The organism is Cryobacterium levicorallinum, from assembly GCF_004402405.1.
Classification (GTDB): domain Bacteria; phylum Actinomycetota; class Actinomycetes; order Actinomycetales; family Microbacteriaceae; genus Cryobacterium; species Cryobacterium levicorallinum.
On record NZ_SOFE01000036.1, the window covers coordinates 51170 to 74133 of the forward strand.

Annotated in this window: 22 protein-coding genes and 1 tRNA gene; 19 read left to right on the plus strand and 4 right to left on the minus strand. The window is 61.1% G+C overall.

The window, feature by feature from the left end; all coding sequences use genetic code 11:
* Nucleotides 1-85: 85 nt before the first annotated feature.
* From E3O11_RS17180 to E3O11_RS17190, 3 genes are all read left to right on the plus strand, one after another.
* Entirely contained in the window at nucleotides 86-961 is an 876-nt protein-coding gene (locus tag E3O11_RS17180) for a hypothetical protein (protein ID WP_134495679.1), read from the plus strand.
* 143 nt (nucleotides 962-1104) lie between these two features.
* On the plus strand, nucleotides 1105-1974 hold the full coding sequence (locus tag E3O11_RS17185; RefSeq protein ID WP_233194925.1) for a sortase: 870 nt from the start codon (nucleotides 1105-1107) through the stop codon (nucleotides 1972-1974).
* A 172-nt stretch (nucleotides 1975-2146) separates the two neighbouring features.
* On the plus strand, nucleotides 2147-3037 hold the full coding sequence (locus E3O11_RS17190) for a phosphate ABC transporter ATP-binding protein (protein WP_092451696.1): 891 nt from the start codon (nucleotides 2147-2149) through the stop codon (nucleotides 3035-3037).
* Nucleotides 3038-3127: 90 nt separating this feature from the next.
* Here the strand turns inward: E3O11_RS17190 and E3O11_RS17195 are convergent, their stop codons facing one another.
* Nucleotides 3128-3619: a MarR family winged helix-turn-helix transcriptional regulator gene (locus E3O11_RS17195; protein ID WP_092451627.1), complete on the minus strand. Its 492-nt coding sequence runs from the start codon at nucleotides 3617-3619 to the stop codon at nucleotides 3128-3130.
* Nucleotides 3620-3741: 122 nt separating this feature from the next.
* On the opposite strand from E3O11_RS17195, the gene E3O11_RS17200 reads away from it, so the two are divergent.
* The 3 genes from E3O11_RS17200 to E3O11_RS17210 all read left to right on the plus strand — a co-directional run bounded on the left by E3O11_RS17200 (nucleotide 3742) and on the right by E3O11_RS17210 (nucleotide 6266).
* Nucleotides 3742-3813, plus strand: a tRNA-Gln gene (locus E3O11_RS17200).
* 35 nt (nucleotides 3814-3848) lie between these two features.
* Nucleotides 3849-5288, plus strand: coding sequence for a bifunctional UDP-N-acetylglucosamine diphosphorylase/glucosamine-1-phosphate N-acetyltransferase GlmU (gene glmU / locus E3O11_RS17205; protein WP_092451629.1), 1440 nt, complete (start codon nucleotides 3849-3851; stop codon nucleotides 5286-5288).
* On the plus strand, nucleotides 5289-6266 hold the full coding sequence (locus E3O11_RS17210) for a ribose-phosphate diphosphokinase (protein WP_092340644.1): 978 nt from the start codon (nucleotides 5289-5291) through the stop codon (nucleotides 6264-6266).
* A gap of 389 nt (nucleotides 6267-6655) precedes the next feature.
* On the opposite strand, the gene E3O11_RS17215 is transcribed toward E3O11_RS17210, so the two are convergent.
* From E3O11_RS17215 to E3O11_RS17225, 3 genes are all read right to left on the minus strand, one after another.
* The gene (locus E3O11_RS17215; protein WP_092451631.1) at nucleotides 6656-7021 is read right to left on the minus strand and encodes a hypothetical protein; all 366 of its coding nucleotides are present in this window, start codon (nucleotides 7019-7021) and stop codon (nucleotides 6656-6658) included.
* 107 nt (nucleotides 7022-7128) lie between these two features.
* Entirely contained in the window at nucleotides 7129-8586 is a 1458-nt protein-coding gene (gndA, locus tag E3O11_RS17220) for an NADP-dependent phosphogluconate dehydrogenase (protein WP_092451633.1), read from the minus strand.
* 171 nt (nucleotides 8587-8757) lie between these two features.
* Nucleotides 8758-9636: a D-hexose-6-phosphate mutarotase gene (locus E3O11_RS17225; protein WP_166787623.1), complete on the minus strand. Its 879-nt coding sequence runs from the start codon at nucleotides 9634-9636 to the stop codon at nucleotides 8758-8760.
* Nucleotides 9637-9843: 207 nt separating this feature from the next.
* On the opposite strand from E3O11_RS17225, the gene E3O11_RS17230 reads away from it, so the two are divergent.
* The 13 genes from E3O11_RS17230 to pth all read left to right on the plus strand — a co-directional run bounded on the left by E3O11_RS17230 (nucleotide 9844) and on the right by pth (nucleotide 22962).
* Nucleotides 9844-10626 carry a FadR/GntR family transcriptional regulator gene (locus E3O11_RS17230; protein WP_092451635.1) on the plus strand — a complete coding sequence of 261 codons (783 nt, stop codon included), beginning with the start codon at nucleotides 9844-9846 and terminating at the stop codon, nucleotides 10624-10626.
* Between the two features lie 121 nt (nucleotides 10627-10747).
* Nucleotides 10748-11776 carry a carbohydrate ABC transporter permease gene (locus tag E3O11_RS17235; protein ID WP_092451637.1) on the plus strand — a complete coding sequence of 343 codons (1029 nt, stop codon included), beginning with the start codon at nucleotides 10748-10750 and terminating at the stop codon, nucleotides 11774-11776.
* 18 nt (nucleotides 11777-11794) lie between these two features.
* Nucleotides 11795-12634: a carbohydrate ABC transporter permease gene (locus tag E3O11_RS17240; RefSeq protein WP_092451639.1), complete on the plus strand. Its 840-nt coding sequence runs from the start codon at nucleotides 11795-11797 to the stop codon at nucleotides 12632-12634.
* A 62-nt stretch (nucleotides 12635-12696) separates the two neighbouring features.
* Nucleotides 12697-13986 (plus strand): ABC transporter substrate-binding protein, encoded by a 1290-nt coding sequence (locus tag E3O11_RS17245; protein WP_166787624.1) that lies wholly within the window; start codon nucleotides 12697-12699, stop codon nucleotides 13984-13986.
* Nucleotides 13987-14066: 80 nt separating this feature from the next.
* A complete protein-coding gene (locus tag E3O11_RS17250) occupies nucleotides 14067-15227 on the plus strand; it encodes an N-acetylglucosamine-6-phosphate deacetylase (protein ID WP_092451643.1) in 1161 nt (386 codons plus the stop codon).
* A gap of 41 nt (nucleotides 15228-15268) precedes the next feature.
* A complete protein-coding gene (locus E3O11_RS17255; protein WP_166787625.1) occupies nucleotides 15269-16429 on the plus strand; it encodes an N-acetylglucosamine-6-phosphate deacetylase in 1161 nt (386 codons plus the stop codon).
* A gap of 109 nt (nucleotides 16430-16538) precedes the next feature.
* Nucleotides 16539-17312 (plus strand): 6-phosphogluconolactonase, encoded by a 774-nt coding sequence (locus tag E3O11_RS17260; protein WP_092451647.1) that lies wholly within the window; start codon nucleotides 16539-16541, stop codon nucleotides 17310-17312.
* The gene (locus E3O11_RS17265) at nucleotides 17309-18739 is read left to right on the plus strand and encodes a tagaturonate epimerase family protein (protein ID WP_092451649.1); all 1431 of its coding nucleotides are present in this window, start codon (nucleotides 17309-17311) and stop codon (nucleotides 18737-18739) included. Before E3O11_RS17260 ends, E3O11_RS17265 begins: the two co-directional genes overlap by 4 nt.
* Nucleotides 18736-19515, plus strand: coding sequence for an SDR family oxidoreductase (locus E3O11_RS17270; protein WP_092451651.1), 780 nt, complete (start codon nucleotides 18736-18738; stop codon nucleotides 19513-19515). Before E3O11_RS17265 ends, E3O11_RS17270 begins: the two co-directional genes overlap by 4 nt.
* Before the next feature lie 56 nt (nucleotides 19516-19571).
* Complete coding sequence (gene manD / locus E3O11_RS17275; RefSeq protein WP_092451653.1) at nucleotides 19572-20810, plus strand: D-mannonate dehydratase ManD; 1239 nt, start codon at nucleotides 19572-19574, stop codon at nucleotides 20808-20810.
* A 117-nt stretch (nucleotides 20811-20927) separates the two neighbouring features.
* Entirely contained in the window at nucleotides 20928-21512 is a 585-nt protein-coding gene (locus tag E3O11_RS17280; RefSeq protein ID WP_198415617.1) for a gluconokinase, read from the plus strand.
* Nucleotides 21513-21706: 194 nt separating this feature from the next.
* Nucleotides 21707-22321: a 50S ribosomal protein L25/general stress protein Ctc gene (locus tag E3O11_RS17285; protein ID WP_092451655.1), complete on the plus strand. Its 615-nt coding sequence runs from the start codon at nucleotides 21707-21709 to the stop codon at nucleotides 22319-22321.
* 56 nt (nucleotides 22322-22377) lie between these two features.
* Nucleotides 22378-22962, plus strand: a complete 585-nt coding sequence (gene pth, locus E3O11_RS17290; protein WP_092451657.1) for an aminoacyl-tRNA hydrolase — start codon at nucleotides 22378-22380, stop codon at nucleotides 22960-22962.
* Nucleotides 22963-22964: the final 2 nt, after the last annotated feature.

Consider the following 22964-nt stretch of genomic DNA (forward strand, 5'->3'; position numbering starts at 1 on the left):
TGTTCCCGTCGTTGATTCGGCGACGGCGACAGAGCCGCAGTCCACTATCGCCCTGCCGTTTGGGTCGTCAGCGACGAACGCGCCGGTGGTCATCACCCTCACAGGCCTCAAGCCTTTCTCGTTTATAGAAATTTTCGTCAACTCCACACCGGTCTTGCTCGCGAGCGGTCACGCTGATGCTGCCGGATCATTCACCGTTTCGGTGGCTCTGCCCGCCGGGCTGGAAACCGGTAATCACACCGTGTCGGTGACCGGAACGAGAGCAGACGGGACGGCAGCGGACTGGATCATTTCACAATTCCTGATCACTGCCGGTGGACTCCTGGCACAGCCGGAGACGCGCGCGGCACCCTCAGCGGCGTCCATAATCCCGTCAGTGAGGAGCATCACCAGCCCGTTAGTTGGCGTGACTGAAGTCGTGGCGAACACTCCGGCTGCCGCGGCCGATGCACTGGGTGAAGTCCCATTTGATTTGGGCGGCGTCTTCTACTTGAGCGGCTTGGTTGGCAGCGCAGCGTCGGTCGTTGGTCCCGAAGGTGGGGACATCACCCTCGCGTTCACGGCGAAGAATGTCACCTCGTGGCCGCTCAGCGCTGACTTGCGATTCTGGCTGGAGAACTCCGTTGGAATGGACGTTGCCCATCCCACCGACAGTCGCGTGATTGATCTGGAGCCGGGGCAAACGAAGACCGTCAGCATCACTCTGTCTGACGTTGGCCAGTGGGGCGTTCTCAACGCCCATATGACCTTCACTCCGCCAGATACCGTAAACGGAGCCGTGCTAACTCCGGTCACCCGCGACACCCTGGTGATCCTGCCCCCCTACTTCGTGATGCTTGTTGTGGGCATCCTTGGCGTACTTGTCTTCGCTGCACGCTTTTTATTGGCGTGGCAGCGGTCTCGTCGCCAGAATGCGCCGGCAATCGGTGCGTCTGAAGTCTCGGTCGAGGCCACAACATGATGAGTGCCAGGCGCAGCCTGCCGTCGACCCGACGCCTACTGCGGTCGATCCGCCCAGCACAGCCGCGCCAGCGGATTATGCCTCCACGTGGATGGAAGCCGGGTCAGACCCTTCCAACCAAACCGCCACTGTGGGCGGCGCCGGTGGCGAGCCCGCGGATCGTGCTGACCGCGCGAGAACGGCTCGTTCGGAGTTCCCTGGCCATGGTCGCCGCGCTTCTCTTCGGCTTTTTGGCGCAGGTGACCGTTGTTGGACAACTCCAACACCTCGTCGCTCAACAACAGCTCACCGACACATTTCGCCTCCAGCTGGCCGAGGGAACGGCCCCGGTCAGTGAGGGCACGGTCGAGAAGGTGCTGCTCGCCGATGGTGCCCCGGTTGCACTCATCGACATCCCGGCCCTTGACGTTCACGAAATCATCGTAGAGGGAACGGACTCGGGTACGACCCAAAACGGGCCGGGTCACCGCCGCGACACTGTGCTCCCCGGCCAAGCGGGAGTGAGCGTGGTGATGGGGCGTGCCGCAGCCTACGGTGCACCGTTCGCGCGCATTCAGGAGCTGCGACCCGGACAGAAATTCACCGTGCTGACCGGTCAGGGCAAGTCGACTTTCTCGGTCATCGGGGTTCGGTATGCCGGCGATCCGGCTCCGGCATCGCCCCGAGCTGACCAGGGTCGTCTCATCCTGGAGACGGCTCGCGGTTTGGCCTTTGTGCCCAATGGCATTGCCAGGGTGGATGCCGAATTAGTCAGTACAACGCACCCTGCCGGTCAGCGCCAAACCACCTTTGCCACTCTCCGTCCGGCCGAGCGGGAACTTGCCAGTGACCTGTCTACGGTGTGGGCGCTGGCCTTTGCCCTGCAATTCTTTCTGCTGGTCGAATTTGCCGTGGTCTGGTCCATTCCTCGCGTTGGCGCACAGAAGACCTGGATCGTTTTCATCCCGGTGGGAGTGCTGAGCGGTCTGGTCGTCGCCGACCAGGTCGTCCGGCTGCTGCCCAACCTGCTCTAACTCGCTCTGCCACCAGTATTTTTTCCTTCAACTATTCATATCGTCCCGAGTCACGGGGCACTAAAGAAAAGATGTGGTCATGACTCCACTGTTCCGCGACGATGACCGAACCCTTACATTGCCCATGCAGGGGGCGTCGCGCTCGAGCCTGGTCGGGCGGCTGCACGCGCCCATGAATCAACTACGTGCGCGCGCTCCCTGGAGCCGACGTTCGGTCGACTCCTCAGAATCGGCACGGGGCGTCGCAGCAGCGGGAGTATCCGCTCCCGAACAGACAAACATCCCAGCGCTGGCCACCCTGGAAGGCCGCAACGTCTCAGCGTGGTTCGGTGAACGCCAAGTGCTCGACCGAGTGTCACTTACCATGCCGGCCGGTGTCATTACCTCGTTGATCGGCCCATCAGGCTGCGGAAAATCCACGTTTCTGCGCATCCTGAATCGCATGCACGAGCTTGTGCCATCGGCCAGCCTCGCTGGAGAGGTGCTCCTCGACGGTGAGGACATCTACAACGCAGAACGCAAGCTCGTTGATGCCAGGAAGAGCATCGGTATGGTCTTTCAGAAACCAAACCCGTTCCCGTCGATGTCCATCTACGACAACGTGATTGCGGGCCTGACTCTCACCGGTACCAGGGCATCGAGTGCCGAAAAGGACTACCTCGTTGAAAGTTGCCTCACCAAGGCCGGGTTATGGAAGGAGGTGCGAGACCGACTCCGCTCGCCGGGAAGCGGGTTGTCCGGCGGACAGCAGCAACGCTTGTGCATTGCCCGATCACTGGCGGTTACCCCGCGCATCCTGCTGATGGACGAACCGTGTTCCGCGCTCGACCCGACGTCGACCCGGGTGATCGAAGAGACCATGCTGGAGCTCGCTCAGGAGGTCACGATCGTGATTGTGACGCACAATATGCAGCAGGCGCAGCGGGTATCGCAGAATTGCGCCTTCTTTCTGGCTGCCCAGGGCACGCCCGGTGGCATCGTGGAGCACGGTCCCACCGACGCCATGTTCGGTGACCCGATCGACAGCCGCACCGCCGACTACGTCAACGGTCGGTTTGGATAACCAGCCGGTTTCTGGCTGCGGCAAGCGGATGCCGGCGGGCGGGCATCCGCTTGCCGCGCGTGCAGCAAACGGCCGCGCTGGCGCCGGCGCTTAGTCGAAGTCGAGGCTCAACTTGCGCAGCAGGCCGGCCAGGCGCTCCTGGTCGCTCACCGAGAGGGTCGCGAGCAGAGCAGCCTCGGCTTCGACCAGCCGGGTGATCGCGGCGTCCACTCGGCTGAGGCCGGCGGGCGTCATGCCCACCAGGATTCCGCGACCGTCGTTCGGTGCGGAGCGGCGCTTCACGAGCCCGCGTTCGACGAGCCCGTCGATGCGGTTCGTCATGGTGCCGCTTGAGACCAGGGTCTGCTGCAGCAGGGCCTTCGGGCTGAGCTCAAAGGGACTGCCGGCCCGGCGCAGGGCCGACAATACGTCGAATTCCCAGGACGCGAGCTCCGAACGGGAGAATGCGGTACGGCGGGCACGGTCGAGATGCTTGGACAGCCGGGCGACGCGGCTGAGCACCTGCAGCGGCGCGAAGTCGAGATCGGGCCGTTCACGCAGCCACGAATCAACGATTCGATCGACTTCATCATGGCCAGGCATTGCTCCATTATCCCGCTTACCGGGTGCTTTCTTCGCCCAGAGGCCTCCTGCAGGTGCCAGCGGTGCATGCTGGCCGCCGGAATCTGGCAGACTTGACAGGTTGCTGGCCCCGGTCAGCATGGTCCGCCATAGTGTAACGGCAGCACGGCAACCTTTGGAGTTGTTCGGTCCAGGTTCGAATCCTGGTGGCGGAGCCCTCACTTTCTTCACCAAATGCGTTAGGAATCCTGTGACAGACGCCCGCCTCGCCATCATCGTGTTGGCCGCCGGCCAGGGCACCCGCATGAAGTCCAGCCTGCCGAAGCTGCTGCATCCGCTGGCCGGGGTGCCCATCGTCAGTCACGTTCTCGCGACCGCGCGCGCACTGGACGCCGCCCACGTCATCACCGTCGTGCGGCACGAGCGCGACCTGCTCGCCGCTGTCGTCGCGCAGGACCTGCCGGAGAGCACCATCATCGACCAGGACGAGATTCCCGGCACCGGTCGTGCCGTCGAGCAGGCCGTCGCCGCGCTTCCTGCGGGCTGGGACGGTGACGTGCTCGTCATTAACGGTGACGTGCCGCTGCTGAACGCCTCCACGCTCGCCTCCTTCATCGCCTCGCACCGTACCGGTGCCGCCGCCGGCACCGTACTCTCCGCCTACCCCGACGATGCGACCGGCTACGGCCGCATCATCCGCTCGGTCGAGGGTGTTTTCGACCGCATCGTCGAGCAAAAAGATGCGACGGATGCCGAATTGGCCGTCACCGAGATCAACGCCGGTGTCTACCTGTTTGGCCTGGCCGAGCTGCGCAAACAGCTCGCGCAGCTCACCACCGCGAACGCGCAGGGTGAGAAGTACCTCACCGATGTGATCGAACTGCTGCGCCGGGCCGGCTCCGAGGTGAGCGCCGTTCCCGTCGCCGATGCCTGGATCGTCGCCGGCATCAACGACCGCGCCCAGCTCGGCGACACCGCGCAGAAGCTCAACGCCCTGATCGTGCGCGGCTGGCAGCTGGCCGGCGTGACCGTGCAAGACCCGGCCACGACCTGGATCGACCTTAAGGCCGTGCTCGCAGCCGACGTCACTCTGCTGCCGGGCACCCAGATTGAGGGAGCCACCGTCGTGGCCACCGGCGCCATCGTGGGCCCGGACACGACCTTGCGCGACTGCGAAATCGGCGAAGGCGCGCGCGTCAACCGTACAGACGCGACCCTCGCGGTGATCGAGGCCGGGGCATCCGTCGGCCCGTTCTCATATCTGCGCCCGAACACAGTGCTCGGTGCCGATGGCAAGATCGGTGCCTTCGTCGAGACCAAAAACGCCCAGATCGGCGCGGGCAGCAAGGTTCCGCACCTGAGCTACGTTGGCGATGCCACGGTCGGGGTCGAATCCAATATCGGCGCCGGAACAATATTCGCCAACTATGACGGAGTGGCCAAACACCACTCGGCGATCGGGTCGCACGTGCGCACCGGGTCGCACAACGTGTTCGTCGCCCCGATTACAATTGGAGACGGGGCGTATACGGGGGCTGGCACGGTCGTTCGCAAAAACGTTCCGGCCGGCGCTTTGGCCATTAACGTGGCCCCGCAACGCAATATGGACGGCTGGGCCGAGACCAACCGGGCCGGCACAGCTGCGGCGACAGCAGCCGCAGCGAGCAGCACCACAGAGACTGGAGAATAAGTGTCGGAAATCAAGACCAGCGGCGACAAACGACTAGTACTGGTTTCGGGGCGAGCACACCCGCAGCTCGCTCTCGATATCGCCACGGAGCTTGGTTCTGAGCTGCTCCACACCGACGCACGTACTTTCGCCAACGGCGAACTGTACGCCCGGTTCGACGAGAGCGTGCGCGGCTCGGATGCCTTCGTCATCCAGTCGCACACCGCGCCGATCAACGAATGGCTGATGGAACAGCTCATCATGGTCGACGCCCTCAAGCGTGCCTCGGCCAAGCGCATCACGGTGGTCGCGCCGTTCTACCCCTATGCCCGCCAGGACAAAAAGGGCCGCGGTCGCGAGCCGATCTCGGCCCGCCTCGTCGCCGACCTGTTCAAGGTCGCCGGCGCCGACCGCATCATGTCGATCGACCTGCACGCGGCCCAGATTCAGGGCTTCTTCGACGGCCCCGTTGACCACCTGTTCGCGATGCCGGTGCTGCTCGAGCACTTCCGCGAGAAGCTCGACCCGGCCACCCTCACCGTAGTCTCGCCCGACATGGGTCGCGTGCGCGTCGCTGACATCTGGAGCGACCGCCTCGGTGTGCCGCTGGCCATCATCCACAAGCGTCGCGACCCGCTCGTGCCGAACCGCGTCTCCGTGCACGAGATCGTCGGCCAAGTCAGCGGCCGCGTCTGCCTGCTCGTTGACGACATGATCGACACCGGACGCACCATCGCCCTGGCCGCCGAAGCCCTCCGTGAGGCCGGCGCCATCGGCGTTGTCGTCGCCGCGACCCACGCCGTGTTCAGCGACCCGGCCGTCGACATGCTGCAGAACCCGGCCATCAGCGCCGTCGTCGTGACCGACACGCTGCCGATCCCGCCGGAGAAGCGCTTCCCCACCCTGACCGTGCTGCCGATCGCTCCGCTGCTCGCGCGCGCGATCCATGAGGTCTTCGACGAGGGTTCGGTCACCTCGATGTTCGACGGTGCCGCGTAGGTTTCACGCGCCTGACGGGCTGATCTCGGGAGGCGGTGGCTGCGGCCATTGCCTCCCGTTCTATTAACGGCGTTAAGTGCGCCAACAACGGATGCTGCCTGCTGCGTTTCGCAGAGATTCGCGCGTTTTCCGTGCCCCGCCTCGAGCATTGGGCAGTACATGGGGCCGAAGGTAGCATCTCGTGGCGGCTGCCTCGACGAGCCGTGAGTTTTGATCGCCGAGCCGTGAGTTCGCGGCCGTTTTGCGTCATTTTCGGGTCAGAACTCACGGCTCGGCAACCAAGTTCCGACGGATGCTGCAGCAGGCATCCGTTTCACCCAGCGCGGGAGTTCCGCCGCTGCGCGGGAGGCCGAACTCCCGCGCACTGGCGCAAGTCCTGCGCAGCGCAGCTAGGTGCGGGTGGCGGGGGCCAGCTGGCGCGGCGCGGCGGGGATGATGCCGAGCGGCGTGACGAAAGTGTCGCGCTCGTTCTGGTCGATCGCATAACACTGCCAGCCGAATCCGCCGGGTCCGGTCAGGTCGAAGCGGGCATCGAAGTCGACGGCGAAGGGATAGTACTGGGCCACCGCGGCCACGCAGGCGTTGGCCGCGGTGTCGGAGGCGACCCGCATGGTCGTGAGCACGCCCGGCACCACCAGGGCAATGAGCCCGAGCACGACAGCGACCCGCAAAATTGCGGTGAAGTGCTTGCCGCGCAGCGGACGGTAGTTGTCGTTCGGCTCGTAACCGGAGAGCTCGGGGTGGTTGTCAGTCATGGGGAGTCCAAGTATTCCAGACGTGGGTGTGAAGCGACCCGGGTAGACAAAACGGCCGGCAGCATCCGTTATATAAGTGGATGCTGCCGGCCGGCAGAACTGCGGGCCTAGTGAGTCGACGCTTCCGTGGCGATCTCGCTGCGGTCGCCCGACCACAGCGTGTGGAAGGTGCCGGGCATGTCTACGCGGTGGTAGGTGTGCGCGCCGAAGAAGTCGCGCTGTCCCTGCACGAGCGCGGCCGGAAGGCGTTCGCTCGCGAGCGAGTCGAAGTAGCTCAGGCTCGAACCGAAACCGGGAACCGGGATGCCCGACAGTGCGGCGGTCGAGACGACGCGGCGCCACGCGGCTTCACCGGAGGCAATGGCCTCGGCGAAGTACGGGTCGACGAGCAGGCTCGGGATGGACGGGTCGTTGTTGTAGGCATCGACGATGCGGTTGAGGAACTGGGCCCGAATGATGCAACCGCCGCGCCAGATGGTGGCGATGGCGCCTTTGTCGATGTTCCAGCCGTACTTCTTGGCTCCGGCGATGATCGCGTCGAAACCCTGCGCGTAGGCAACAATCTTCGAGGCGTAGAGCGCCTGGCGCACGTCTTCCTGAAAGGTGTGACCGACCACGGCGATCTCGGGGCGAGCCGTGAGGGTGGCGCGCACGGGGCCGCGCTGTTCCGGGTGGCTGGACACGGCGCGAGCGAAGACGGCTTCGGCGATTCCGCCGACGGGAACGCCGAGGTCGAGCGAGTTCTGCACGGTCCAGACGCCCGTTCCCTTCGAGCCGGCCTCGTCGAGAACGACGTCGATGAACGGGGCTCCGGTCTTGGCGTCAACCTGACGCAGAATCTCGGCGGTGATTTCGATGAGGTAGCTGTTGAGCTCCCCGTCGTTCCAATCGGTGAAGACGTCGGCGATGGCTTCGGGGGAGTGCCCGCCGACCTTGCGGAGCAGGTCGTAAGCCTCGGCGATGAGCTGCATGTCGGCATATTCGATGCCGTTGTGGATCATCTTGACGAAGTGACCGGCACCGTCGGTGCCGATGTGGGTGACGCAGGGCACACCGTCGACGACGGCGGCAATGGATTCGAGGATCGGGCCGAGGGTTTTGTACGCCTCGACGGAACCGCCGGGCATGATGCTCGGGCCGTTGAGAGCGCCCTCTTCGCCACCGGAGATGCCGGCGCCGACGAAGTTGATGCCCTTGGCGCTCTGCTCCTTCTCGCGACGGATGGTGTCGGTGAATTCGGCGTTGCCGCCGTCGACGATGATGTCGCCGGGTTCGAACAGCTCGGAGAGCTGGGTAATGACGGCGTCGGTTCCCTTACCGGCCTGCACCATGATGATTGCGGTGCGCGGCTTGGTGAGCGAGGCGACGAAGTCGGCGATGTTCTCGGAGGCGACGAAGTTCGCTTCCGGGTGTTCGGTCGTGAGTAGGCGGGTTCGCTCAGGGGAGCGGTTGTACACGGCGACCGTGTTTCCCTCGCGGCCGGCGAGGTTACGGGCGAGGTTCGAGCCCATCACCGCCAGTCCGACGACACCAATATTTGCCTGCGCTGCACGGGACTCTGACACGTTTTCTCCTTTGGGACTGTATTGAACAGGCCACTGTCAAGGTTATCCCACGAGGCTGCTTCACCCCGCATTCACGGGTCAGTGGGGATCTGGCGGGAGGCTCACTCGGCCGGTTTTCCCTCCCAGATGGAACTCATCTCGTTGAAGGAATGCGCCCTGAAGTGGGCCGGTTCAGCGGTCCACGCTGATCGTAACGTTGAGCACGTGGCTGGCGCCCGGGCCGAGCGTCTGAGTGCTCTCACGAATATTCCCTGATTCGAAGCAAACCATCTTCTTCCAGCCGTCATCCTGGAAGTCATCAAACTCGCGGGCGATTCTTGCTCCGGGATTCCACAGTACAGAACTCAAACCATTCGACGTGATGCGAGTGTTCCTGCCCGCATCGCTTATCGTGACCGGGTCGGTCAATCCCTGATAAACCCTGGATATCTCATCGCCGACGATCGTGGGCCCAGACCGGCGCAGGTCGGCTGGGGCCGCCGAGATGAAGGGTGCACCCTCCAACCCGTGAAAGCTCACTGCCCGCAAGTCCCTGATCGCGAAGTAGGTGTGCAGCATCTCCTCGAAGCTGAAGGCCTGCAGCCCTGTGTTTGTGACCTTCAGGCTGAGCTGCAGTTCCCGGCCAACGGTCACGGAGTAGGTGGCCGTGAAACTGTGCGGCCAATGCGATGAACGATCGTCAGCTCGGCTGGCCAACTGAAACACCGCGGTCACGGATTCGCTGCTGAGGTTGCTCCCCAAGTAATCCCACGCTGACTGCCGGGCAAACCCGTGTTGAGGAGCGAATGTGTCCTCAGATGGCGTGCCGAACCACGGGAAACAAACCGGTATTCCGCCGCGCAGCGGTGTGATGCCATCGAAGCTGGTGGTCTCGCTCATCCAAAGTACGTCGGGGGCGGCCGCTGATGGCTTCCACGAGGTCACGTGTGCACCGTGGAGGTAAATTGTTGCGCACGCGCCTAAAGCCTCAACCGTCAGTTCGAGCAGTCCGTGCTGGTCGCGACCCAATTGTGCACTGGGCGTTGGTGCTGAGGGAGTCTTCTTCTTCAATCGCATCATTCCTTCGAACGTTTCAGAAGAGGGGAGTGCTGTGCTCTGCGTTTGGTCTCGCGCGGCTGTCCGTCGAACAGCGTCACGACATGCGATGGCGCGTCGCCCGAGCCTCCACAGAAGCCAAACGTGATTGTTGCACCAGTGCTCCGCGAGCAGAAGCATATCTATCGCCAACGAAACACCTCTACAGGATATCATTCGGTCATGAGTGAAGACAGGAACGACGAGCGGGTTGATGCTAGCGAGACCGTAACCTCCGGACTGCATGCACGAGTTGTCGATGCCTTGGGACTATGGGTTTGCGGGCAGGAGGTTCCCGCTGGGACTGTCATGAAGATCGAGGAAATGGAACGCGAGTACAAGGCCTCTCGATCGGTCGTTCGCGAAGCGGTTCGCGTGCTCGAATCCATGGGCCTGGTCGCCTCCCGTCGGCGGGTCGGGGTGCGTGTCTGCCCGCCCAGCGACTGGAACCTTTTCGACCCACAGGTAATCCGATGGCGCTTGGCCTCTCGCACCAGAGTGACGCAGCTGCGTTCCCTCACGGAGCTGCGAGTTGCCATTGAACCGGAGGCCGCTCGGTTGGCGGCGATTCGTTCCCCGCTCACAAATGCCAGCGACCTCATGGGACTCGCCGGCCAACTATGGGCAGCGGGGGAGGGGGGAGATGGTGAGCTTTTCCTTGACCTTGACACGCGATTCCATGCGCTTGTTCTGGCGAGTTCAGGTAACGAGATGTTCGCCAAGCTCAGCTCCGTGGTCGGCGAAGTGCTGGCTGGGCGCACCCACTACGGGTTGATGCCGAACAGCCCCCATGCCGAGGCCCTGCAGCTCCACGTCGATGTGGCCTCGGCGATTCAGAGGGGTGCTCCCGAGGCGGCGCAAGGGGCGATGTTCGCGATTATGAAGCGGACTATGGACGAAATGGCCAAGATATGGGAGTCACCGGTTCAAACAGGGGATTTCATAGCCACGGAACCACATATCTAAAGATAATATTGTTGTCGAAAATCTCTTGCATAAGTATGTTCTTTCGTAATAGGGTCTGTTGAAGAGGTCAGGGCTTTCGATCTGACCTCTGATCGACCACGCGATTGACTTCGACCAAGGGATGAGACATGCCGAGACCCCGACAAACAGCTTCATTCCTCGTTGCGGGGCAGCGGCGCGCGAGTGGGCGCAGGTGACCGTTACTTCCCCGATCATTAGCGAAGTTGTGAGGCAGAAAGCCCCGTCGCTAACGACTGCACGCCGATCTCGTCGGCGTGTGCCGACCGGGTTTTTCTTCATTCTCCCGGCGTTTCTCTTTATTTTCGTGTTCATGCTGTACCCGATCGTGTCTTCGGGATACATGAGTCTTACGGAATACAATTTTGTCTACGACGAAGCACCGACTTTTATCGGCATCGACAACTATGTAGCCGCCTTCCAAGACGACAAATTTGTTACGGCTTTGACGAATACGTTTGTATTCGGAATCAGCTTCTTTGTCATCGTGATGCTGTCATCGCTGTGCATCGCCCTGTTGCTGTTCCAGAAACTGAGATTCAATAGTTTCTATCGAAGCGCGATCTTCGTTCCCATCGTCGTGCCGTTGTCGTTGGCAGCGTTGATTTTTCTTTGGATTCTCCAGCCAAACTACGGACTGCTCAGCCATGTCGTAGGCGATGTTCTCGGCTGGCACGCTTTGAATCAACCGTGGCTCGCGAACGGCACCATCGCAATGATCGCGATCGTGATCCTCGCATCCTGGGCCAGTATCGGATTTGTGACGATTCTCTTCCTCGCTGGGTTGCAGGGGATCTCCACTGAGACTCTCGAAGCCGCCGAGATGGACGGCGCTGCGGGCTTCAAGAAAGTGCTCCACATCATTCTTCCCAGTCTGCGCGAGACATACGTCTTGACGGGCACGTGGACGATCATCCATGCTCTGAAAGTTTTCGTAGAGCCGATGGTGATGACGGACGGGGGGCCGGGCACGAGCACCCTCGTGTTGTATCAGCAGGTCTACCTCACCGCTTTCACCTACTTCGACATGGGCTACGCGTCAGCGATGGCTTACATCCTCGGCGCGATCATCTTGGTACTGGTCGTCGTGAATTTTGCTGTATCGAGAATCAAGGCGGACAAAGATGTTTAGCGAAACGAGTAATGCGCGATGAAATCATCTCCCTTTTCCCTCGACCGGCTGAACCGTGTCTGGATTAATGGCGTCCTCATCGCCCTCGCTGTGTTATTCCTGGCGCCACTGATATATATATTCCTCAATTCATTCAAAGCAGCCGATGAGATATTTCTCGTGCCGCAGAGCATCTTGCCCCTCAACTGGACACTCGAAAACTATGCCGCAGCTCTCAGCGGTGGTTTCGTCGGATACTTCACCAACAGTGTTGTTATTACGGTGGGCGGAGTCGCTCTTACTGTCATTCTCAGTAGTCTCGCCGGCTATGGTTTCGCCAAGCTCCCGTTCAGAGGCGTGAACTTTATCCTTCTCGTTATCGTGGCAACGCTCACAGTGCCCCTCGTGATCTTTCTCGTGCCGATGTTCCTGATGGAGAACGCCGTGGGGCTGCTTGACACGAACCTCGGTCTTATCCTGCCAAACGTTGCAGTGTCACTGCCTTTTGCCATTCTCATCATGCGCGCGTCTTTTGGGGCTATTCCCCAAGAAATCGAGGAGTCTGCGGTCATGGACGGTGCCGGCGTGATGCGGCGTTGGTGGACGATCATGCTGCCAATGGCCCGCAACGGGATGGTTCTGGTGGTGATCATGACGACGTACTCAATCTGGGGCGAGTACACGATGGCCAAGACGCTGGCCATGGATCCCGGTGCAATGCCGTTGTCGGTAGGTCTTACCTTGCTCAAAGGCGAGGTATGGCAGTACGGCGTTCTCGCTGCCGTCATCGTGCTCGCGGTGCTTCCGCCCGTCGTCATTTTCATCATTTTCCAGCGGCACATCGTTGCCGGAGTTGCCCAGGGCGCGGTCAAGGGCTGACCTGCGCACGTTGAGTTTTTACGCGAATGCTCTGTCCGTTCAATCAAGAGGGGTGTTACAGAATGAAGCGAACCAAAATACTGGCGATTGCCGCGATTGCGTCACTGACGCTAAGCGGATGCGCAGCGCAAGAGGGCGCAGGAGATGGGGATGTCGCAGAATCGACTAATGTCACCGTCGCGGCGCAGGCATGGATGATTGACAAGTTCAACATGAGCGCGATGGTTGATACATTTGAAGCAGATAACCCGGGAAAGACCGTCACGCTTGTTGAGTATGCCGACAACCAGGCTCTATCGAACTTCGCTCTGCAGTGGAGCCAGGGCGAGTCGAGCCAGGACATCGTCGTAACAGACGGGGCTTCTGTTGGAGTTCAGTTCCTCGCCAGAGATTTGATCGTTGATTTCAACACGACTGATTTCTTCTCGGGCTCCACGGCAAAGGACCGCTTCATCGGTGAAACCCTGGCATTCACCTCCCTCGGAGATGTGCAGTTCTCCATCCCGATCGGGTTGGAGACGTACAACATCAACGCGAACAAGACTTTCTTTGCTGAGGCAGGGCTACTGAACGCTGACGGAACTATTCCGAATCCGACTGACTGGAATGACGTCTACGACATGGCGGCGGCATTGACCGTGCGCGAAGGTGGAGCCGTCACTCGACCTGGCATGACCATCCAGTGGGGTCCGAACGCCGTGAGCACGATGATCGCCGTGCAGCAGGCCGTGTCCGGGACCTTGTATAAGAGCGACGGCGAAACCCTGACCTTCGACACTCCGGAGATGCGCGAAGTCTTTGAAATCTGGAAGAAGGGTGCAGACGAGGGAGTGTTCTCCATTGACACTTTCGCGAACAAGGACGCGGGCCGGAGCAACTTCAACGCCGGCAATCTGCCGATGCTCCTGCAATCGGTGTCTCATGTCGCTGAGGCCACGCCGACCATCGGCTTGGAGAATGGTGCGGTCGTTGCCATGCCGGGGTCGTTGGAGAATGGTTCCTATGGCTTCACCGCCGGTATTCTCGTTCCCACGGCGTCCACGAATCAAGCTCTGGCACTGCAGTTCATCAAGGACGCGATGATGTCAGATCTGCAGGTCGGAGTTGGCGACCAGTGGGGCAAGCTTCCCGTGTTGACAGAGCACTTCGACGCACTCGATGCACCGTGGCGTGACACCGTCTATGACCTCGTCAAGATTTCAGTGGCAGCTCCGATGTACCGCGACCTTGCGCGAATCCAGGTCGATGGCAAGCAGATGTTGCAGGAGTACCTGACCGGGGCGATGGATCTCAATACCTTTGTCGACGGTCTGGAAGCCATGATCGATGGAGCGGACAAGAACCCGCTGTAAGACGTCTGGGGGCTTCGCGATCCAATCGCGGAGCCCCCACCTACTGCCAATCGCCGCAGCACCGCACAGGAAGAGGGAGCATGTCGTCGACCACTTGGATCGGAAAACACTGGAAGACTGGTGCCGTTGTCGAAATCTCCGTCGAAGGGGGCCTGGTCACGGGCATGGCACCGTCATCGGCCGTTGTGGACAACTGGATTGCACCTGCGTTGATTGACGTACAGGTGAACGGTATCGCCGGGCACAATTTCAACGGGGCTCCGGTGTCGATCGAAAGCATGCGTGCCGCAATCGATGCACTGCACGGTTCCGGAGTCGTGCGTTTTTGCCCGACCGTCGTCACTGCTCCAGCGGAACGTATGCTGACAAGCATCGCTGCGGTTGCCAGTGCCTGCGAAAGTGACCCTGCGGTGGACTACGCCGTGCTGGGCCTCCACGTTGAAGGACCGTTCATTTCGCCGGAGGACGGGCCGCGTGGGGCTCACAATCCTGCATGGGTACGAAATCCTGACTGGCGAGAATTCGAGCGCTGGCAAGAAGCGGCTCGTGGTCGAATCAGCAAGGTCACACTCGCCCCGGAACTACCAGGAGCGATCGACTTCATTGAGCGCCTGACCGAGGCGGGTATTGTTGCGTCAATCGGGCACAGTGCCGCATCGCCGACTATCATCACCGCTGCGATTGACGCCGGCGCACGCATGGCCACTCACCTCGGCAATGGGTCCCACGCGATGATTAAACGTCACCCGAACTACATCTGGGCTCAGCTCGCTGACGACCGACAATGGGCGGGTCTGATCGCCGATGGATTCCACCTTCCGCCTGAGACTCTCAAGGTCATGACCCGAGCGAAGGGGCACAAGACAATCTTCACCAGCGATTCCTCGTACCTCGCTCTGATGCCTGCAGGCCGTTATGAGGCGCATCACGGGACAACCGTGGTTCTTCAGGAAAACGGGCGGCTGCATCTCGAATCTAACGCTGACACTCTGTCGGGCTCGGCGTCAACGCTGCTGGACGGCCTGCGGAATGTCATCAATTCAGGAATCCTGCCACTCGGCGAAGCCATAGACTGTGTGACCCTGCATCCGGCCGAGCTCTTCGGCCTGGATCCGTCCGGGATCGGGCAACTGCTCGCGGGTGGGCCGGCAGATCTCATCACCTTCTTTCGGCCGGAGGGCGCTGCTGAGATCACGATCACGAACACTGTCGCCGCCGGGCAGATTGTGTATTCCGCATGAGTGCCAGGGGTCGTGTTGAGAACCCGAGTGGCAACCACTCGATGAAGGGCGCTCGCGAAGCCATCGTGGGGCCGGTAATCGTCACCAATGATGCCGTGGTTTCCGGTCACGCGGTGGTTGTGAGGGAAGGACGCGTTGAAGGAGTCGTTCCGATCGGTAGTCTATCGTCGGATCTTTCAGTGCGAGACCTTGGACCAGGCATCCTGACCGCCGGTCTCATCGATATCCATACGCACGGGGCGGGCGGAAAGGGCTTCAACGACGGGGATATCGAGGGGAACAGAGTTGCTCTCTCGGCATACCTGCAAGCTGGAGTGACAACCGTTCTTCCCACCCTGGGTGCGGCGCCCCTCGATGACATGATCGCGGGCATCGAGGCAATTGATGCACTGCGCGCCCAGCCGGGACTGCCGCGGGTTCCGGGAACACACTTAGAAGGCCCATTCTTCGCACCGGCGCAGCGCGGGGCGCAGGATATTTCTGCGCTACGGCAGTTCAATACCAGATCCGTGGACCGAGTGCTGAGCTATTCGGATGCGATCAGCATGATTAGTTACGCACCAGAGCTTGGCGGCGCCGTTGCGTTTACAGAGCGGCTGGTCGGCAAAGGCATAGTTGCGGCCGCCGGCCACAGTGACGGAAGAGACGTGGACTTGTGGGCCTGCCAGCGCGCTGGTCTGTCGCATGTGATTCACGTCTTCAGCGGTCAATCTTCCACGGTGCGTGTCGGGCCGTGGCGGATGCCAGGAATGCTGGAGGCAACACTCGCCTCCGACGACCTCACCGTGGAGATGATCGCCGACGGGAAACATTTACCGCTGACGCTGATGAAAATCGCGATCCGGTGTTTAGAAGGGCGGCTGTGCTTGGTCTCCGACTCGACGCCGGGAGCGGGGATGCCGGACGGCAGTACTTATCGCATGGGAGCGAGCGAGTTCATGGTTGAGGACGGAGTGGGCGTCACCATGGATAGATCCGCGTTCGGAGGCAGTACCACTTTGATCTCCGAGATGCTTCCGATCGCGGTGCAGGTACAGAACTCACTCCCTGCCCTGTTGGCGATGGTTACCTCGATTCCGGCACGGGCGGCCCGACTGGAGGACGTCGGTCAAATCGCTCCGGGATTTCACGCCGACTTCGTTCTGTTCAACGAGGATCTCACGGTGCAAGCAACTGGGCTCGCCGGCGAGTGGTTCTCATAAAAGATGATCAAAAAAATAAAGCAGGCTTTATAAGTCTGTTTAATTAGATATAAAAGTATTTACGTATGCTTAATAATGTAGGATTGCGGCAAGGAACTAGGAGAAACTTATGTTGGAAAACTTGATGTACGATGCGCTGGAAGTTTCTATTGTCGAAGACAATGACTCCCTCGGTGCGGCCGTCGCGGAGGCCTTCGCTGTGGCAGCGCGCGAAGCTCTGGCGAGCCAGGACGAGATTGCTGTGATTCTGGCGACGGGGAACTCGCAGTTGAGCTTTGCGCGTGCCGTGCGCGAGCGAACTGACATCGACTGGACACGCATCACGGTTCTTCACATGGATGAGTATCTGGGCATGTCTGAAGATCACTCAGCCAGCTTTCGGCGCTGGATGAACGAGAATTTGGCGAGCCGACTCCCGTTGAAAGCTTTCGAGGGCGTTCGAGGCGATCACGAGCCCGCAGAGGAAGAGTTGGAACGGTACGCCGCTCTCATTCGTGAGTTGAAACCGTCAATTACCGTTATGGGAATCGGCGAGAACGGACACCTTGCCTTCAACGATCCGCCCGCCCTCTTCGAGACCGATGAGCTGATTGCCATTGTCAAAATGGACGAAGTCTCCCGGCAACAGCAGTTGGGGGAAGGCCATTTCCCTTCCCTGGAGGAGACCCCTCAATCTGCACTCAGCCTGACGATCCCGGCGCTTCTGATGTCTGGGACGGTTCTTGTGGGGGTGCCGGAAGCGCGCAAAGCGCCGGCGGTTCGGGCTGCGCTTGAGGGGCCCGTAACGCCAGACTGTCCCGCATCCATTCTGAGGCGTCAGCCGCACGCCCGAGTATTCCTCGATCGTGACTCTGCTGCACTCCTCAAGCGTGACAACGGATGAGTGAAGCCTTAGCGAAGCTATCGGTCGCGACCGCTCACGGTGAGCGTGTTCTGCGTGTCGAATCGGGAGATCTCTCTCAGCTCCATGGATTCGTGGGCAACACTGCGGAGGGGCTGAGTGGTCACGTCCTTGAGGGCCAGCTCAGCCCAGCCAACGCCCACGCTGCGCGGGCACTCATGCCCTCTCTGCGCCCGGTTCCCATGGGGCTTCGCACGTCGATGGGCACGGGGGACCGTCTGGGTGTGGCCACTGTGGGACACATTCGCGCGTTTCGCGCCTATGGACGCGGCATCGAGCCGGTTTTCGCCCAGCAGTCGATGCGCGAAATGGATCGCTTGGGCCGAACGCCCCAGCAAGTCATGGATGCTGCAACCTTCGGATGCATCGAAGCCGGGTGGACAGGAATCTTCGGCGCCGACGCCGATCACCTCAAGACTATCGCTGAGATCGACCGCGCCCTCGAAGCGGGCTTCACAACATTCACGCTTGATCCCGGAGAGCACGTCGTGGCCGTCGCTGATGGCGTGACCGACGAAACGCTGGAGGCGCTCCCCTGGGGCGATCTTGAGGACACCATCGGCGCCATGCTCAATCGATATCGCGGACTTGTACTGGATCTCGATCAGATTGCCTTGGTTGCCCATGACGCCGGGATACGGCGGGCGGCTGCGAAGTACGCACGCGCCGTTGTTCACACGGTGGCCATGTATCGCCACCTTGTTGCCACCGCAAATTACGACACTGAGGTGGAGATTTCGGTCGACGAAACCGATGAGGCGACGACCCTGATCGAGCACGTCTACTTGGCAACGGAACTGAAGAGGTTGGGCGTTGAGTGGGTCGGCTTCGCGCCGCGGTATATCGGTGACTTCGAGAAGGGCGTTGAGTACATCGGCGATGTAACCGAACTTGCGGGATCGCTTGCGCACCACGCCCGCATCGCGGAGCATTTCGGTGGGTACAAGATCAGTCTGCATTCGGGGTCTGACAAGTTCAGCATCTATCGCGCCGCTGCAGAGGCCACCAAGGGTGTGATGCACCTCAAGACCTCCGGAACGAGCTATCTCGTTGCTCTCGAGGTTGCGGCTCGATTCGATCCCGCGCTCTTTTGGGAGGCGTATGACGTGAGCCGGGAAGCCTACCGGCAGGCGCGGTCCAGCTATCAGGTGTCTGCAGAACTGAGTCGCGCAGCGCCGGCTGCTCGTGGCCACGAGGAACGGCCGATCGACGTGTTGAATCAGTTCGACAGCCGCCAGATTCTCCACGTCGGCTACGCGGCGGTGCTTCGCGAGGAGCAGGCAGGACGGCCATCGGGGCTGTCAATACGCCTTTCATCACTCCTCGCCGATCGTGGCGACGAGTATGCGGCGGCGCTGGAAGACCATATCGGGCGTCACCTCTCACCCATCGTGGCGGCCTTGCGATGAAATCGGAACTGACTTCCTTGTTCGACCTGACCGGTAAACGCGCGGCCATCGTCGGTGGTACCGGAGTGCTCGGGGGACGCTTCGCGCACACCCTGGCGGCGGCCGGGGCCCGGGTGATTGTCCTTGGTCGTTCCCGGGAACGAGGGGAATCTGTCGTGCAGTCAATCGAGCAGGCTGGCGGCACAGCATCGTTCGAAGTTCTGGACGCCTCGAATCGCGATTCCGTGGTTAGAGCGCGGGAGAAGATCGCACGCGGCGGGGGGCTGGACGTGCTCATCAACGCGCCAGGAGCAAATAGCACAACCCCATTCGAAGATATAAAAGACGAAGAATGGCAGCGGCTCCTCGACGTCAACCTCGGTTCGGTCTTTCGCGTCTGTCAGGAGTTCCTGCCGCTGTTGCAGGCGAGGCCCGAAGGCGCGTCCATCATCAACGTCTCGTCGGCGTCGTCAGGTCCGCCCCTGAGTCGAGTGTTTGGCTACGGGGTGGCCAAGGCCGGGGTAAACAACTTGACCCAGTACCTAGCCAGGGAGCTGGCCGGGCACGGCATCAGGGTGAACGCAATTGTTCCGGGGTTCTTTCCCGCCGAGCAGAACCGGGCAATCCTGACTCCGGAGCGGCTGGAGGCGATCATTTCGCACACCCCGATGGCGCGACTAGGGGAGCCGCAGGAGCTTGATGGAGTCCTATTGTGGCTCTCCTCGCACCGAGCTTCAGGATTTGTCACGGGGGCACTCGTGCCGGTTGATGGTGGCTTTTCAGCCATGACCATCTAATCAATTCCAGTCTTGTTCGCGTACCCATCGTTTAGATTCGCCCAAGAAAGGTCACTATGAAGATCATCCAGGCTGAAGTCATCGTCACCAGCCCCGATCGAAACTTCGTCACGCTCAAGCTGACGACCGAGAGTGGCATAACCGGTCTCGGTGATGCCACTGTGAACGGGCGCGAGCTTGCGGTGGTCAGCTACCTTCGAGACCATGTCGTGCAGCTTCTGATCGGACGGGATGCCACGAGGATCGAAGACACCTGGCAATTCCTCTATCGCAGTGCCTATTGGCGACGTGGGCCAATCACGATGGCGGCGATCGCCGCCGTTGACGTCGCGCTCTGGGATATCAAGGGCAAGATGGCCGGAATGCCGGTGTATCAACTGCTCGGTGGCGCCAGCCGATCGGGACTGCTGACTTACGGTCACGCCTCAGGACGAGACAACCAAGAGCTCTTCGATAGCGTGCGCAAGCATCAGGAAGAAGGATACAAGGCGATCCGAATTCAGTCCGCCGTGCCCGGGCTCGAATCGATCTACGGAATCGCCTCGAACGCGACGGTTGAGGCGAATGCGGGCGTGCGATACGACCACGAACCTGCCCAGAGGAGTGCGTACCCGGCCGAGGAAGATTGGGACACTCGATCGTACTTGCGTCACATTCCCACGGTGTTCGAAGCGGTTCGAAACGAGTTCGGGCCAGCGGTGCCGCTGTTGCATGACGGGCACCATCGAATGACGCCGATCCAGGCGGCAAAACTGGGCAAGTCACTGGAACCGTATGACTTGTTCTGGTTAGAAGATGTGACGCCGGCGGAGAACCCGGAGGCGCTGCGACTTGTACGGCAGCACACAACGACCCCCCTAGCCATCGGCGAGATTTTCAACACAGTCTGGGACTATCAGCAGATCATTCGAGAACAGCTCATTGACTACGTGCGAGGTGCCGTGACCCATATGGGAGGGATCACCCATCTGAAGAAGACCCTCGATTATGCAGCGCTCTATCAGATCAAGTCGGGGATGCACGGGCCGACAGATATCTCTCCGGTCGGGATGGCAGCGGCGATGCATCTGGGGATGGCGATTCACAACTTCGGCATTCAGGAGTACATGAAGCACGGGCCGAAGACCGACGCCGTATTCGAGCAGTCCTACACCTTTGTTGACGGCATGCTCCATCCCGGTGACAAGCCAGGAATCGGTGTCGAGCTCAACGTTGATGAGGCAGGAAAATACCCCTATCAACAGGCTTACCTGCCGTACAATCGCCTCGCTGACGGAACCGTCCACGATTGGTGACAGCATGACCTACCCCGGCACCGCTAGGCGCAGGAGCTTATCGGTGCAGAGAAAAATGGATCTTGCGTCGTCCGTCCCTCGTATCGAATTTGTAATCCCGTCGAGCGGAGTTGCTTTATGAACAGGGACTTTGCGGCCTGCCCGCCAATTGCCGTCATGGGCGTATCCGGTTCGGGGAAGTCGACGATCGCCAGAATGCTGGCGATTGAACTCCATGTTCCGTTTGTTGAAGCCGACGACCTCCACCCAACGGAGAACAAAGATCGGATGCGGCAAGGCCTCCCGCTTGACGACGAGCATCGACGTCCCTGGTTGCGCACCGTGGCTGAGCATCTGCAGGTCGCCGCCATAGAACAAGGCACTGCCGTCGCCGCCTGCTCTGCCCTCAAGCGTGCACACCGTGACGTCTTACGTGAGGTTATCCCCTCCGTGTTCTTCGTCTACCTTGCCGGCAGGCAGGATGAGATCGCCGAGCGCATTTCAGACCGAAAACACGAATTCATGCCCGCAAGCCTGCTGGGCTCGCAGTTTGACGCGCTTGAAGCACCCGGTGACGATGAAGAGCATCTCAAAGTTTCGATCAGTCCGGCGCCCGCGCAGATCGTGTTCGAGATCGTCGCACATCTGAGTTCCCGGTTCGGCAGAACTCCTCACGGCGCCCTGTCTGACTCTGACCATGCGGGCCTCCGCAGAACTGTGTAGAATCGTAATTCGAACTTCGGCGAGGGATATCGTCACCCGGGCAACCGGGCTGACGGCATCCGTGATCGACGCGGCGGACGAGACCTTGGGCTTTTCCTCACGCTGACATGCGTTCGAGTTGAATCAGTACCCCCATCTTCGGGCCTCGGCCCGACGACCACGATCTGGGTCTTATACCCGCTAGGAGTAACACCATGGCTAAAAAAGAAGTAAATGCCGTCGTCGCTGAACTGCGCGAAAACTTTGGCAAGGGTGCGGCCCGCAAGCTGCGCGTGCTCGGCCTGATCCCGGCCGTCATCTACGGCCACGGCACCGAGCCGGTGCACGTGTCACTGCCCTCGCACCGCATCGGTCTGCTGCTGCGTCGCAAGAACATGATTCTTGAGCTCGATCTCGCTGGCGAGAAGCAGCTTGTGCTGGTCAAGGACGTGCAGAAGGACCCGGTCAAGGCCATCATTGAGCACATTGACCTCATCGTCGTCCGCAAGGGTGAAAAGGTCCAGGTTGAGGTCCCCGTACACACCACCGGCGAATCGTTCCCCGGCACCATGGCCGACTTCGACACCAAGTCGCTCCTGCTTGAGGTTGAAGCCACCGACATCCCCGAGAACCTCCAGTTGTCGATCGAGGGCCTCGAAGACGGCGCGCAGCTGCACGCCAAGGACGTCACGCTGCCCGCTGGCGCCGTGCTCGTGTCCGACCCCGAGACCCTGGTCATCTACGTCCACACGCCGCGTGGCGAGGACGAGTCCGAGGAGACCGAGGTCATCACTGCTGGCACCCCGGCCGCCACGCCGCCCGCCGCGTAACAATTATCTTCACTCGGTTCTCGCGGGGTTTTCCAACACTTAGGCGGAGGATTCCCCTGGATACGAACCTGTGGCTCGTAGTCGGGCTCGGTAACCCCGGGCCCGACTACGCTGGCAACCGCCACAACGTCGGGCAGATGGTCACAGGGCAACTCGCCAATCGTCTGCCCGCGAATTTCAAGCGTCACAAAACCGCCGCCCTGGTCGCCGAGGGGCGACTGGCTCCCGGCGCACCCAAGCTGGTGCTGGCCAAGCCAACCACGTTTATGAACGTCTCCGGCAGCCCGGTCGCCGCGCTGCTGAGCTTCTACTCGCTGCCCATTTCCCGCCTCATCGTCGTGCACGATGACCTGGACCTGCCCTTCGACACCCTCAAGATCAAGGTTGGCGGCGGTCACGGCGGCCACAACGGCCTGCGCGACATTATTGCGGCCACCGGAAGCAACGAGTTCATTCGCATCCGCATGGGCATCGGCCGGCCGCCGGGCCGTCAGAACGCGGCCGACTTCGTGTTGCACGACTTCGCAGCCGCCGAGCGCAGCATTCTGCCCGTTTTAATAGCGGATGCCGCCGACGCGATCGAATTGATCGCCACCGACGGCGTCGTGGCGGCCCAACAGAAGTTCCACTCGCCCGCGTAGGT